The sequence below is a fragment of the Sorangium sp. So ce185 genome (assembly GCF_051526825.1).
Classification (GTDB): domain Bacteria; phylum Myxococcota_A; class Polyangia; order Polyangiales; family Polyangiaceae; genus Sorangium; species Sorangium cellulosum_D.
The window spans coordinates 13,313,442-13,326,412 of sequence record NZ_CP150316.1; the positions used below are offsets into that span (position 1 = coordinate 13,313,442).

At 70.8% G+C, this 12,971-nt stretch carries 14 protein-coding genes; 4 read left to right on the forward strand and 10 right to left on the reverse strand.

Going from position 1 to position 12,971, the window contains the following annotated elements; translation table 11 throughout:
• Positions 1–83: 83 nt before the first annotated feature.
• The 3 genes from WMF26_RS49190 to WMF26_RS49200 all read right to left on the reverse strand — a co-directional run bounded on the left by WMF26_RS49190 (position 84) and on the right by WMF26_RS49200 (position 2,752).
• On the reverse strand, positions 84–806 hold the full coding sequence (locus WMF26_RS49190) for an HAD family hydrolase (protein WP_437952975.1): 723 nt from the start codon (positions 804–806) through the stop codon (positions 84–86).
• Between the two features lie 111 nt (positions 807–917).
• Positions 918–1,274 carry a c-type cytochrome gene (locus WMF26_RS49195; RefSeq protein ID WP_061628140.1) on the reverse strand — a complete coding sequence of 119 codons (357 nt, stop codon included), beginning with the start codon at positions 1,272–1,274 and terminating at the stop codon, positions 918–920.
• Positions 1,275–1,288: 14 nt separating this feature from the next.
• Positions 1,289–2,752, reverse strand: coding sequence for a PQQ-dependent sugar dehydrogenase (locus tag WMF26_RS49200; RefSeq protein WP_437998352.1), 1,464 nt, complete (start codon positions 2,750–2,752; stop codon positions 1,289–1,291).
• Between the two features lie 378 nt (positions 2,753–3,130).
• Here WMF26_RS49200 and WMF26_RS49205 point away from each other — a divergent pair, with 378 nt between their 5' ends.
• Positions 3,131–3,904, forward strand: a complete 774-nt coding sequence (locus WMF26_RS49205; RefSeq protein WP_437998353.1) for a methyltransferase domain-containing protein — start codon at positions 3,131–3,133, stop codon at positions 3,902–3,904.
• 63 nt (positions 3,905–3,967) lie between these two features.
• Here the strand turns inward: WMF26_RS49205 and WMF26_RS49210 are convergent, their stop codons facing one another.
• The 3 genes from WMF26_RS49210 to WMF26_RS49220 form a co-directional block, all read right to left on the reverse strand.
• Positions 3,968–4,345, reverse strand: coding sequence for a hypothetical protein (locus tag WMF26_RS49210; protein WP_437998354.1), 378 nt, complete (start codon positions 4,343–4,345; stop codon positions 3,968–3,970).
• A gap of 630 nt (positions 4,346–4,975) precedes the next feature.
• Entirely contained in the window at positions 4,976–5,764 is a 789-nt protein-coding gene (locus WMF26_RS49215; RefSeq protein ID WP_437998355.1) for an SDR family oxidoreductase, read from the reverse strand.
• Positions 5,761–6,090, reverse strand: a complete 330-nt coding sequence (locus WMF26_RS49220; protein WP_044987164.1) for a nuclear transport factor 2 family protein — start codon at positions 6,088–6,090, stop codon at positions 5,761–5,763. The genes WMF26_RS49215 and WMF26_RS49220 overlap by 4 nt, the downstream gene beginning before the upstream one ends.
• A 101-nt stretch (positions 6,091–6,191) precedes the next feature.
• Here WMF26_RS49220 and WMF26_RS49225 point away from each other — a divergent pair, with 101 nt between their 5' ends.
• Positions 6,192–7,100 (forward strand): LysR family transcriptional regulator, encoded by a 909-nt coding sequence (locus WMF26_RS49225; protein ID WP_020741952.1) that lies wholly within the window; start codon positions 6,192–6,194, stop codon positions 7,098–7,100.
• A gap of 503 nt (positions 7,101–7,603) precedes the next feature.
• Here WMF26_RS49225 and WMF26_RS49230 read toward each other — a convergent pair.
• Positions 7,604–8,092 carry a MarR family winged helix-turn-helix transcriptional regulator gene (locus WMF26_RS49230; protein WP_437998356.1) on the reverse strand — a complete coding sequence of 163 codons (489 nt, stop codon included), beginning with the start codon at positions 8,090–8,092 and terminating at the stop codon, positions 7,604–7,606.
• A 50-nt stretch (positions 8,093–8,142) separates the two neighbouring features.
• Between WMF26_RS49230 and WMF26_RS49235 the strand changes: the two genes are divergently transcribed.
• Positions 8,143–8,820 carry a DUF4336 domain-containing protein gene (locus tag WMF26_RS49235; protein ID WP_437998357.1) on the forward strand — a complete coding sequence of 226 codons (678 nt, stop codon included), beginning with the start codon at positions 8,143–8,145 and terminating at the stop codon, positions 8,818–8,820.
• A gap of 19 nt (positions 8,821–8,839) precedes the next feature.
• On the opposite strand, the gene WMF26_RS49240 is transcribed toward WMF26_RS49235, so the two are convergent.
• The 3 genes from WMF26_RS49240 to hisC form a co-directional block, all read right to left on the reverse strand.
• Entirely contained in the window at positions 8,840–9,139 is a 300-nt protein-coding gene (locus WMF26_RS49240; protein ID WP_437334872.1) for a hypothetical protein, read from the reverse strand.
• Positions 9,140–9,286: 147 nt separating this feature from the next.
• Entirely contained in the window at positions 9,287–10,861 is a 1,575-nt protein-coding gene (locus WMF26_RS49245) for a DUF4832 domain-containing protein (protein WP_437998358.1), read from the reverse strand.
• Between the two features lie 190 nt (positions 10,862–11,051).
• Positions 11,052–12,140 carry a histidinol-phosphate transaminase gene (hisC, locus tag WMF26_RS49250; RefSeq protein WP_437998359.1) on the reverse strand — a complete coding sequence of 363 codons (1,089 nt, stop codon included), beginning with the start codon at positions 12,138–12,140 and terminating at the stop codon, positions 11,052–11,054.
• 242 nt (positions 12,141–12,382) lie between these two features.
• On the opposite strand from hisC, the gene WMF26_RS49255 reads away from it, so the two are divergent.
• Positions 12,383–12,940 carry a glycine cleavage system protein R gene (locus WMF26_RS49255; RefSeq protein WP_236644327.1) on the forward strand — a complete coding sequence of 186 codons (558 nt, stop codon included), beginning with the start codon at positions 12,383–12,385 and terminating at the stop codon, positions 12,938–12,940.
• Positions 12,941–12,971 lie beyond the last annotated feature (31 nt).

A 12,971-nucleotide genomic window follows, 5' to 3' on the forward strand; every position in this document is an offset into this window, starting at 1 on the left:
TTGAGCGGAGCGCGGCCCCGGGCAAGCCTCGGTCGGACATCGGCGGTCGCGCCGCGCCAGGCGGCGATCGGGCGAGCGCCTGCCTAGACGTATCGCTGCTGCGGGGTCTTCTCGGCCTGGGGGGCGGTGCTCGCGTTCCCCGGTCCGCCGGCGAGGGGCGATGCATCGAGCTGCGCCAGGAAATCGGCCGGGCCGTCGTACACGGCGATGGCTCCCTCGAGGGCGCTGTCGGTCCAGCCGCCCGAGCGGAAGCCGATCGTGCGCAGCCCGGCGCGCGCGGCCGCCTCGACGTCGTAGGGCGTGTCGCCGATCATCACGACCTCGCCGTGCGGCAGCTTCAGGTGGTCGAGCGCCGCCTGCACGATGTCCGGATCCGGCTTGGACTGCTCGGCGTCGCTCGACGACGTGGCGCTCTCGATGACCCCGTCGGCGCCGGTGAGCTTGAGGAGCTCGCGGAGCTTCTCCTTCTGGGCCGAGCTCGCGATGACGATCCTGAGGCCGCGCCGGTGGAGCTCCTCGAGCAGCTCCTTCGTGCCGGGGAAGGCGCGGAGCTCGGGCAGGAGCTGCTTCATGAAGATCTCCGAGCAGCGCCCGCTGATCCTCTTCCCTTCAGGGCTCTCGATGGAGATCCCGGTCACCTCGGGGAGGAGCTTGTCGCCGCCCATCCCGATGAGGCGCCGCACCTCCTCGAACCGGACCTTGTGCCCGAACTCCTCCAGCGCATCGACCCAGGCGCGGGCGTGCGCGTCGTTGCTGTCGATCAACGTGCCGTCGACGTCGAAGATTACGCCGCGAATGGCTGCCATGACCGGGTCCTCTCCTGGTTTTGTCGATTTCTCTGCGTGTGATACCGCTGCTTCGAGCTGGTCTGTCCGGCGGCGGCGCGCCGAGGGCGGCTCGGCGCCGTGGCTCTCCGCTCAATCGCCCTTCTCGTAGCTCCTGATGGACAGCATGTAGGCGATGATCGCGTCCACGTCCGCGTCGGAGATCTCCTTCTCCGAGAAGGAGGGCATCGCGCCGAGCCCGCTCCGGATCTGGAGCCGGATGGCCGCCGCGGGCGCCGGCTTGTTGTTGAGCCCCGGGCCGAGCCCGCCTGCTCCGCCCGGGTGGCACTGGTTGCATTGCTTCATGAAGACCACCTCGCCGCGCCGCTCGGGCGGCTCGTCGAGCGGGGGCGGCCCGAGGATCGGCTCGCTCCTGCGGGAGGAGCCGCACCCGGCGGCGAGCCCGAGCGACGTGGCGAGGAGACCGCAAACGACAGCGCGCAGGACCATGATCGCCTCCTCCTTCAGCCTGCGGCCGCCGCGCGGGTGATGCGGAACAGCGCGCCCGTGCCCTGCTTCGGTTTGGCGCCCTTCTCATCCATGAGCATGACGCCGAAATCGACGACGTAGAGCGACTTCCCCGCGCGATCGAAGCGCACGGTGATGGGCCGCTCCAGGCCGCCTGTCTTGAGCCGCGACGCCGGGCCGTTGTCCTTGCCGCGGTTGACGGCGAAATCGCGGATGACGCCGGTCTTGAGGTCGACCCGGACCACCTTGAAGCCGACGGGGTGCAGGACCTTGCCGACGTCGGGCGCCTGATCGCCGAACTGCGCGACGAACGCGTCGCCGACGAAGCCGAACGACGGGTCGCGCGAGATGTCGATGCCGTTCGACGAGCTGTGCACGGCGAAGAGCGCGACCGGCTGCGGCGGCGGGTTCGGCAGCGTCTCGAGGAGGGCAAGGGGCGTCTGCCCGCCGGGCGGGGCATAGCGATCTTGCGCGACGGGGCGGCCGTCGGCGAAATCGGGCCATCCGTACCAGGTGCCCGGCGTCACGGCCCACAGGGAATCCGCGTTGCCCCAGACCGGGCGGCTGCCGCGCTCGTCATAGCCGTTGTCCGTGACGAACAGCTTGCCGTCCGGCGAGAACGCGAGCCCGAACGGGTTGCGGAACCCCCAGGCGACGAGGTTGAGCGTGCCCCCGCGGGCGGGCACGCGCATGACGGCGCCGCTGCACGGCACCTTCCCGGGGATGACCTGTCCTTTCTGCGTCTGGGTGCCGAACCGGACGAAGGCGCCGGTCGTGGCCTCGTCGTCCTCGTCCTTGGTGAGCGGGTTCGGCGAGGTGAGCGCGGCGCCGGTCAGCGTCACGTCCTTGCAGGGGACGTCGTGGAACTCGGGGTGTCGCTTCAGCCAGCCGAACTTGTAGTTGTCCTCGCCGACGACACCGGAGTTCGTGGCGGTGCCCTGACCGAAGTAGATGAAGCCGTCGGGGCCGACGACGGGCCCGTTCGTGTGGTGGTCTCCGAAGCTCGGGAGCCCCGCGACGAGGGTCTGCTTCTCGCCGCCGGGGGTGATCCGGAGGATCCGGCCGCCCTCGGTCACGCCGCCCTCCGAGACGATGAACGCGCCGTCGGCCCAGGCGACGCCGGTCCACGGCGGGTTCTTCCCGGTCGCGACGACGGTGGTGCGGCCGCCCGGCTCGATCCGGAGGAGCCGTGGCGTGGTGAACACCTCGCCATAGGAGTACCCGGCCTCGGTGACGTAGACCTGCCCGGCGTCGTCGAACGCGACGCCGGTCGGGAAGGTGAGGCCGGTGGCGACCACCTCGATGACGTATCCGGCGGGCAGCTCGATGTCCGCGGTGCGGATCGACCGGGCGGGGGACGGCGGCGTCGTCTCGCCGCCGCCCGAGGAGGCGCGGGCGCTGAAGCAGCCGGGCGCCGCCGCGAGCGCGGCGAGCCCAAGGAAGAGGAGCGTCGGTGTCATGCGAGGGCGCGGCGGTGGACGGCTCGTGGCTGGGGTGTTCAAGCGTTCTCCTGTGGGTCGGTGCGAACGAGGGGCGGCGGCCGGCGGCCGCGTTCCCGGACCGTGCTGCCAAGAAGTCGCAGGACTCCGGGCGCGCGTCGAGCAATGCATATGCCGAGCGCGGTGAGGGCAGCGCGGGCGAGCGCCGCGACCGGCGCCGCCGTGGCGACCTGGCAAGGCTGTGGCAGATCGCCACGCGGCGGGCCGGCGATCGCCGCGGGGGAGCGGGCAACCCTGATTTCTGCGTCGACAGGCGCGTCCGGATCTGGTGGAACGGGAAGGCATGACACGGGCAGCGGGGAGCTCACGAGCTGCAGCGCTGGTCCGATGGAGGGCGGCATGGCGAGCTGGGATCCTGCTCAGTACCTGAAGTTCGAGGACCAGAGGGCGCGTCCGGCGGTCGATCTGCTGGGGCGGGTCGACGTCACCGTCCCGGGCGACATCGTCGACCTTGGCTGCGGGGCGGGCAACATCACGCGCCTCGTGGCGCAGCGCCTCCCGGACCGGGGGGTCCTCGGGGTCGACAGCTCGCCGGAGATGCTGGCGAAGGCGCGCACCGTGCTGCCGGGGGCGCGGTTCGTCGAGGGCGACATCGCGCGCTTCGCGCCGCCCGCGCCGCCGGCGCTGATCTTCAGCAACGCCGCGCTTCACTGGCTGGACGACCACGCGGCGCTGTTTCCGGCGCTCCTCGGTCGGCTCGCGCGCGGCGGCGTGCTGGCGGTGCAGATGCCGCGGAACCACGGCGCGCCGTCGCACACGGCGATGGTGGAGGTGAGCCGGATGCCGCGCTTCCGCGACAGGCTGGCGAGGTTGGTGCGGGAGAGCCCGGTCGCGGCGCCAGCGGCGTACTACGACGTGCTTGCGCCGCACGCGGCGCGGATCGACCTGTGGGAGACGGAGTATCTGCACGTCCTCGAGGGCGAGAGCCCGGTGGTCGAGTGGACCCTGGGGACGGCGCTGCGGCCGCTGCTCGCGGCGCTCGATGGCGAGGACGAGCGGGCGGAGTTCCTGGAGGCGTACGGGACGCGGGTGGCTGCGGCGTATCCGAAGGCGGCGGACGGGAAGACGCCGTTTCCGTTCCGGAGGTTGTTCCTCGTCGCGACGGCGCGGTGAGCGGCTGGGCCACGGCGCGGTGAGCGCCTGGCCGCGCCGGAGCGGCGCGGACGCGGCGCTGGATCAGCGCGTGTACTCGATGGCGCCGACGCCCTCGGCCTGGGGGAGGACGGTCACGAGCGCCTGCGCCCCGAAGGAGCTGGACGACAGCGAGGAGCGGACGGCGACGAGCCATGTCTGGTCGCTCTGGCGCGCGACGAGGATGACGCACCGCTCGCCCTGAGGCGAGCCCGCGCGCGCCTCGGCCTCCGGGACGACGCGCGCCTCGGAAGCGGCGCAGCCCTGGATGTCGAACTTGCGGTGCGAGAGCGCGGTGAGCGCCGCGCTCGCCGCCTTCGCGGCGCCCCCGTCGGCCGCCGGTGCGGCGGGGGCCGGCGCGGGGGCGCAGCTGGAGGAGAGCGCAGCGAGGAGGGGGAGCCAGCGGGCGATCGTGCGGGTCACGGCGATGTCGTATCGCGGAGGCGGGTCCGGGGGAAGCGCTGAGCTCCGGGGAGAGTCGCTGGGGCGGTGGGGCGAGCGAGAGGCGAGAGGTCGCCGAAGCTCGTCCGCTGTTTGGGGGGAGGTGTTGACACGGAACGAATCTGCGGTGCCGAACCGTCGCGATCCGTCGCTTCCTCCGGGATTTTGGGGGCACCAGGCCGCTGATCGCACCCGTTTGGAAGGCATCGACCCAACCCGGGCCCAACGAATAGGCGTTTGCGGGACTGCGCTTGAGCAGCAGCGGCGGCGAGGTTCCGGCGCAGTCCCGCAAACGCCTATTCGTTGAACGCGAGCCGTCCCGCAACCGAACTCTGTCCCAACGGGATCGCCATCGCGGGCGGCAGCTTCGCGCGGCGAGAGAGCTTCAGGTCAGGTCTGCGGCGTAGAAGCCGTTCCGCTCAGGGCGCCGAAAGAGCCAGCAGCGGGCCGCGCCGAATCCGGAGTCTTCGTTCGCCTGCGCCTCACTTCGCCTCCGAAGGAGGGATTTGGGCGGGCGCTCACCGGTCCCGGGGGACCGGATCGTCCTTCACCAGAACGCCGTGCAGCCTATCATGCCGCCACCGGTACAGCGTCCCGGCGCAGACGCCCACGTCAGACGGTCCGGACGGTGCCGCCGTCGATGATGAACTCGGCGCCGTGGATCGCGGCGGCGCGATCCGAGGCCAAGTAGGCAATGAGATCGGCAACCTCTTCGGGCTCGGCTGGACGCCCGATCGGGATACCGCCCAGAGCAACAAGGACTACTTGCCGCGCCTCCTCGACCGTGCCACCATTGGCGGCCTGCAGACGCTTCAGCATGTCGACGGACGACTCGGTCATGATCCAGCCGGGGGAGACGGCGTTGACCCGCACGCCCTTCGGCCCCAGCTCTTTGGAGATCGACTTGCTGTAGGTCCTGAGCGCGGCCTTTGCGGCGGCGTAGGCAGTGGTCGATTCGGGAAGCGGCAGGATGGATTGGATAGAGGTGATATGCACAATCGCGCCGGCACCCCGTTCCATCATCTGCGGAGCCAAGAGGCGATCAAGGCGGACCGTGGCCATGAGGTTCAGGCTCAGTTCGGCGAGCCAGTGATCGTCCGTCAGCGCGAGAAAGCCGCCGCCCGGCGAGGCCGAGCCACCGATCACGTGGGCGAGGATGTCGACGCCGCCCATACGCTCGAGCGCCGCCTTGGCCAGGGTCTCGCCGCCTTCGGCCGTCGTCAGATCCGCGCGGACGAACTCGACGCCGTCGATGGGCTCCAGGGTTCCGCGAGCTGCGGTGATAACCCTGGCGCCCCCGGCCAGGAAGCGGTCGACGGTGGCGCGGCCCAGACCCTTGCTGCCGCCGCTCACGAGCACACGTTTTCCAGCGAACTCCGCGGGATCAGCTTTGATGTTCATATCGTGATCTCCAGTGCTTTGATAGCGTCGTTTTCGAGCGTGAAGCGATAGGTGAAGCGGATCGGGCTGCCCTTGAAGTCGCCATGGGCAAGACCTTCGACCACGACCTGACCGTCCTCGTGGCGAACGGCATCCGGCGTGAAGATCGCCTTGACGGCGATCACCTCGTCTTCAAACAAGGTTCGCAGCTCGGCGTGGCCCTCGTGACGTTTTCCGTTGTCCGAGAGGACCGCATCGGCGGCAAAAGGCTTCAGCATGCCGTCCACATGGAGCTGTGCGTTTGCCTCGACATAGGCGGCTATGGGTTTGGGGAGCGCGGGCGTCATGAGTGTTCTCCTCTGCGTTGTTCGCTTCGGAGACACTAGTCTCGCCAAACAAAAAAGAGAACGCGCGGAATCGTGCATGCTATAGGTAGCCAGGCTAAACAATGCGTGACGACCTATCCGGGCTTCGGGCCCTCCTCTGCGTGGCCGAAAAGCGGAGCTTCCGTGCGGCGGCCGCCGAGCTGGGGGTGACGCCATCTGCCGTTAGTCAGATCGTTCGCGCCCTCGAAGAGCGCGTCGGTGTGCGCCTGCTTCAACGAACCACACGCAACGTCGGTTTGACCGAGGCCGGTGAGCACTTCATCGGGCAGCTCAGGCCTGCATTCGACGGCATCGACGCCGCGTTCGAGTCGCTCATGGCCATGAACGGACGCCCATCGGGGCTGTTGCGCCTGACGATGCTCCGAACCGGCTACAACGACGTCATCAAGCCGAAGCTCGCGGCCTTTCTCGCCGCGTACCCCGACATCCGAATCGACATCTGTCTCCAGGAGGCGCTGTCGAACATCGTAGTCGAAGGCTTCGACGCGGGGATTCGCCTCGGCCACAGCCTCGATCGCGAGATGATCGCTGTTCGCGTTAGCCCGGACCAGCGCCTCGTGGTCGTCGGCTCACGGGACTACTTCGCGCGCCGAGGCAAGCCCACGCATCCGCGCGAGCTTCACGGGCACGAGTGCATTGGTCTGCGCATGTCGACGGGCGCAGTCGCCCGGTGGAAGTTCGTCGAGGGCGACAAGGAGTTCGAGCTGGTCGTCGACGGCCGCGTCGTGACCAACGATGGGTCGGTATTGGTAGACGCCGCCGTCGAGGGCGTCGGACTCGCCTACGTCTTCGAAGACATGGTGAGCGGGCTCGTGTCCGAGAAGCGACTCGTGCGGGTGCTCGATGGGTATTGCCCGCACATCCCGGGCTATTTTCTCTACTACCCGAGCCGGCTGAACCTCGCCCCCAAGCTCGAGGTGCTGATCGACTTTCTAAAGATAGGTAGAAGGCGCGGCAAAAAGTACGCGTGACGGGGGCCGTCGCGGCAAGGCGCGACCCGCATCGGCGCCACGCCCGATCCGGGACTCGCGAGACGGTATCCCCCTGAGGCATCCCCTCATATGACCGCGAAGATTTCGCGGAAGACACGATGGTCCGCCACGATGCGGTTGAACGCCACCATGAGCTGCTCAAGCCAGTCGTCGCGCATGGTGGCGTGACGTGGACCGGAGCGCAGCGACGAGCGCGGTCAGGTCTTTGTCTCGGTCACCTCGGAAGCCACCGCCTTCTTCTTCCGCATCGACCCGCCGCGGAGCGTCCCTCGGAACGGCCCGTCACGTGCGTCGGAACGAGCCGTCAGGTGTGTCGGAACACCCCGTCGGGTGGCCCGGAACGCCCGGTCGCGTCCCCTCGGAACGGGCCGTCACGTGCTCTCGGAATCGGCCGTCACGTCGGCCCGGAATACGCACCCTGGCGATCGCGCTCCTGAGCAGCGGCTCGCCCAGCGCCTGCGCGACATCCTCCGCCCCGGCGCTCACCCTCCCTCCGGCGGCTCTTCCAACGCCGCCTGCAGCGCCGCGAGCCCCTTCTTCAGCGACGCCATCTGCTTCTCGCCCAGCTTCCGCGTGAGCTCCTCCTCCAGCTCCATGAGCACCCCGAGCCCGTGGAGCAGCGCCTTCAGCCCGTGCGGCGTGAAGCGCACCCGCTTGGCCCGCCGGTCGTCCGGATCGGGCGTCCTCTCCACGACGCCCATCGCCTCGAGCTCCTCCACGAGCTGACCCACCGCCTGCTTCGTCACCCGGGCGCGCTCGGCCAGATCGGTCAGCCGCGTGCCCTCGAGATCGATGTACGGCATGAGCGCGGTGTGCGCCCGGCGCACCCCGGGCGCCCCGCGCCGCGCGATGCGCGCCACCGCTCGCTCGTCGAGCAGCCGCGCCGAGCGCAGGAGGAGCTGCCCGAGGCTCGCGCGCTTGCGCCGCTCGAGCTCCGCGACATCGCTGGGATCGAGGTCGTTCTTGGCCATGATGGTAAAGCTGCTTGACTAAATGGTCAAGCAGCTTTACCAATTGGAGCATGCTGCGACAACTCGATCAAGCCCTCTGGGTTGCGGAAGACACGTTGAAGCTGCCAGCCATGCATTTCCCGGTGCGGTCTCCGGTCGTGCGGCTCGGGGACGGCGGGCTGCTCCTCTTCTCGCCGCTGCCGGGCGTGGAGCAGGTGGCGGGCGAGATCCGGGCGCTCGGGGAGGTGCGGGCGATCGTGGCGCCGAACCTGTTCCACCACCTCGGCCTCGCGCCGGCGGCGCGGGCGTTCCCGGGGGCGCGGCTGTACGGCCCCCGGCGGCTCCGCGAGAAGCGCCCCGACGTGGCGTTCACGGACGAGCTCGGCGACGCGCCGGACCCGCTGTGGGCGGCGGAGTTCGACCAGGTGACGGTCGGCGGGATGCCCAAGGTCGACGAGGTGGTCTTCTTTCACCGGCCGAGCAAGACCCTCTTCCTCTGGGATCTCTGCTTTCACATCACGCAGAGCGCGCACTTCCCGACGCGCCTCTTCATGCGCCTGAACGGGGCGTATGGGCGGTTCGGTCCGTCGCGCTTCGCGCGCTCGATGATGCGCGATCGCGCGGCGGTGGGCGCGGCGGTGAAGCGGATGCTCGCGTGGGCGCCGGAGCGCATCGTGGTGGCGCACGGCGACGTGATCGAGCGCGGCGGGAGAGCCGCGCTGGAGAGCGCGTTCGCGCGGGTGCTGTGAGCGCTGCGCCAGGCGGCGATCACGCCACCCCGACGCGCCCTTCCCGCCGCAGGTGATCGAGCCGGTGGGCGAGATGCGCGGTCTCGAGCCACTGGCGGAAGGCCGGGTTCTTGGCGACGTAGGCGGCGAAGGCGGCGTTCGTGAACGACTGCGGGTCGCACCCGCGCGCGGCGGCGATGGCGGCGGCTTGCTCCAGGAGGCGCACGGCATCGGACCAGGAGGTCTCGACGGTCTTCTCGCTCCCGGACGGAGCTCCCTCGCCGCCCTCGGCAGTGACGGCGGGGTTGTTCTCGACTTCAAGACGATCGACAGCGCGCATGGCGTGACTTCCTTTCCGGTTCCTTTCCGACGATCCGCCTGGGCCCACGCGCGAGATGAGGGCCGGGATCACGCGATGAGGTAAGCCCGCGCGCCGGAGATGCAAGGGCACGGCGCGCCTTCCCGGCGCCGGCGTGAGGGGAGCCGCCTACTCGACCACCCGGACCGTGGCGTCGAGCAGGTTGACGCCGCTCGCGCCGTCCCACGCCGCGCCGCTCGAGAGCTGGATCGCGTAGCGCGGGTCGTCGCGAAGGCGCTCGGACGCGTCCGGGAGCCACAGGCCGAGCCGGTAGTCGCCCGGGGGGAGATCCGCCGGGATCTGCGCCTCGAGGCAGAGGTCGCTCTCCTCGCCCGGCGCCCAGCGGCGCGGATCGGCGTCGACCTGGACGACGCGCCGCGCTTCGCCCTGCTGGAGCACGAGGTAGACCGGGCGCGGATTGTAGGCCCGGGCATACCCATCGTTGAACAGGCGCAGCCGCAGCGACAGCGGCTGTCCGCGCCCGACCTGCTCGGGCGACGCGTGCCCCATCACCGCGAAGCGGTATCCGAGGCGGCAGGCGATCGTCTCGAAGCAGCCCTCGGAGCGCCAGCCGTCGATCACGTCGGTGTGGTAGTCCGTGTTGATGAAGCTCCAGTGGTGCAGCGAGAGCTCGTCGAGCGCCGAGCGGCACTGGCTGCGCGGCGGATTGGGGGCGCACGTCTCGCCGCCGACGGGCGTGAACGCGGAGTCCGCGATGGCATAGTCCTTCTCGCCGGGGAGCTGGTAGGTGCCGACGTCGTCGGCGCTCGCGAGGAAGCAGTCGTTGAGGTGGCCGACGCGCGAGAGCGGCGCTCCGGAGAACGCCGTCTCCTCGGTCAGCGGGCCGCCGTACGCCTCGCGCTTGTGCGAGGGGCGGCGCGCGAGGGTCATCCGGTCGCTCGGCAGCGCCGCGAGCAGCGCGTCGAAGATCTGCTCGCGGCTGGCAGGGCTGGTGAGGTCGTTCGTCGAGGAGTGCCACTCGCCCCAGGCCCCGACGAAGCCGGGGTGCAGCACGGCGATGACGTCGGCGTTCTGCTCGAGCACGGGCTTGAGCTGGTCGATGTGGGACAGCACGCGGTCGAGCGGCGCGTCCGGCGCGGTGCCCGTGTCCGCATAGTAGAAGCGGGGGAGCACCTTCAGCCCCGCCGCGCGCACGGCGGCGAAGCTCGCGTTGAGCTGGTCGACGAGGTCCTGGTCGATGTCCCGCGTGCGGTAGTCGTCGATGAGCACCTTGCCGTAGATCAGCGTGTAACCCTCGCCCCGAAGATGCGAGAGCGAGCCGAGGCTCCGGAGATCCGTGAAGCGGAAGAGGCCGCGCTCGGGGTTGAGCACGCCGCTGCACGCGGCGTCCCCGGAGGGATCCGCGCCCGCGGCGAACAGCTTCGGCGAATAGGAGCGCTCCACGGTGGCGCCGCTCAGCCCGCAGGCGCCGGGCGGAGCGCCCGCGCCGCTGCTGCCGTCGCTGCCGCCGCCGTTGCCGTCGCCGCCGGTGCTGCCAGGGCCGCCGCCGCTGTTGCCATTGCCCGCGCCCTCACCGCCGCCGCCCGCGTCGCTCACGCCGGAGGTCAGCGCGCCGATCGGGTTGCGGTCGCCGGCGTCTGGACCGCACGCCGGCACGAGCGCCAGAGAAAGGCAGACGACGCTCCCGCCGCGAAGCAGGCGCGACAGGACGTGACTCGATGACCGGATGCTGGGGTGGCGCATGAAGCGATCTCCTCTCCTCGTGAAGAATGAAGCCGGATCAGCCGACCTCGCGGGCGCGCTGTCCGTCGCGCGCGGCTCGTTGCACGGTCGAGGCCAGCGGGGCCGCTCGGCGAAATGCGAGGCAGGGGAGGTGAGGAGCTGCGCAAGGATCGTACACTCGCGCACGAAGCGGACAGCGAACCGGGGCTGTCTACGCCCCGGCCGCCGCGCGCGACACGTCGGCGATCGCCCCGAGCAGCGCGTCGTTCTGCTCGGGCGTGCCCACCGTGATCCGCAGCTTGTCGTGGAGGCGCGGCGCGTCCCAGTAGCGCACGAAGATCGCCCGGTCGTAGAGCGCCCGGTACATCGCCTGCGCCGACAGCCCCCCTGCCGGGGGCGTCGCCAGGACGAAGTTGGTCTGGCTCGGCGCCACCGTGAACCGCCGCTCGCGCAGCGCCGCCGTGAGCCGGGCGCGCTCCGCGATCACCCGCTCCCAGCTCTCGCTCGCCTCGTCCCGCGCGGACAGCGCCGCGGTCGCCGCGGCCTGCGCGAGGATATCCGTGTTGTAGCTATCGCGCGCCTTGTCGAGCGTCTCGATGAGCCGCGGGTGCCCGAGCCCGTACCCGAACCGGAGCCCCGCGAGCGAGTACCCCTTGCTCAGGGTCCGCAGGAGCAGGACGTTGTCGAGCCCCCGCGCCGGATCGAGCAGCGGGATCGCGTCGGCCTCGGCGAAATCGACGTACGCCTCGTCGATCAGGACCACGCCGCGGAACGCCCGCGCGATGCGCTCGAGCTTGTCGAGCGGCTCGCGCCGCCCCGACGGCGCGTGCGGGTTGACGAGGAGCGCGAGCCGGCAGCCGCGGTCGTTCAGGCGGCTCGCGAAGTCCTCCGGGACCGACCAGTCCTCCTCGAGGGGGACCTGGGTGATCGTCGTGCCATGGATCTCGGCGAGCACGTCGTAGAGCGAGTAGGTCGGGTACGTCTCGCCGAGGCCGAGGCCGCCGGGCTCGCAGAACACCGTCACCGCCATGCGCAGCAGCTCGTCGCCGCCGTTCGTGGCGATCACCTGCTCGGGCGACAGGCCGTGGAGCCTCGCCGCGGCCTCGCGGAACTGCTGCGCGCGGGGCGGCGGGTACCGGCGGAGCTGATCGGCCGAGACGCCCCGGATCGCCTCCAGCACCGCGCTCGGCGGCGGGTACGGGTTCTCGTTGGTGTTCAGCTTGACCACGTCGGCCCGCTGCGGCTGCTCGCCGGGCGTGTAGGGCGTGAGGCGGTGGATGTTGTCGCGTTCGTACGGCATGGGGATGGCCGTCCTCTCGCCCACCGCCCCGCCGGAGACAAGCGCCTCGTCGGCCGCGGCGCGCGGCTGCTCGATCCCCGCGGACGCGCGCGCGCCGACCTGGTCGGCGCTGCCCGGACGCTCGCCGCCGCGGACGCGCGCCCGCGATGGCCTGCGCCGGTCGCGCCGGTCGCGCCGGTCGCGTCGGTCGCGTCGGTCGCGTCGGTCGCGTCGGTCGCGCGGATCGGACTAAGATGCGCCGCATGACGACGACGCCCGAGCCCGAAGCCTTCCTGGTCCTCTCCTGCCTCGGCCCTGACCGAACGGGCCTCGTCGCGGAGGTGACCCACTACCTGACCGAGCGGGGGGCCAACGTGGAGGACAGCCGCATGGCGGTGCTCGGCGGCGAGTTCGGCATCCTCCTGCTCGCGTCGGGCCCCCCGGGCGCGATCGAGGCGGTGGAGCGCGACACCGGGGCGCTCACCCGGGCGACGGGGCTCACGGTGCAGAGCCGCAGGACCAAGAGCCCCGAGTCGCACCGGCGCGCGGCGACCATCCCCTGCGTCATCTCCGTCGACGCGCTCGATCACGAGGGGATCGTCCGCGCCGTGTCGCGCGCGCTCCACGGCGCGGGCGTCAACATCGTCTCGCTCGAGACCTCGGCCTACGAGGCGCCGGTGACCGGCTCGCAGCTCTTCCGGATGGAGGCCCACGTCGACGTCCCCGTCGGGGTGTCGCTCGCCCAGCTCCGCAAGGCGATGGACGCCGTCGCGGAGTCCGAGAACCTCGACATCGAGGTCCGCTCGCTCATCAAGGGCTGACGCCGCCCCGCGAGAACCGGTATCTTCGTCG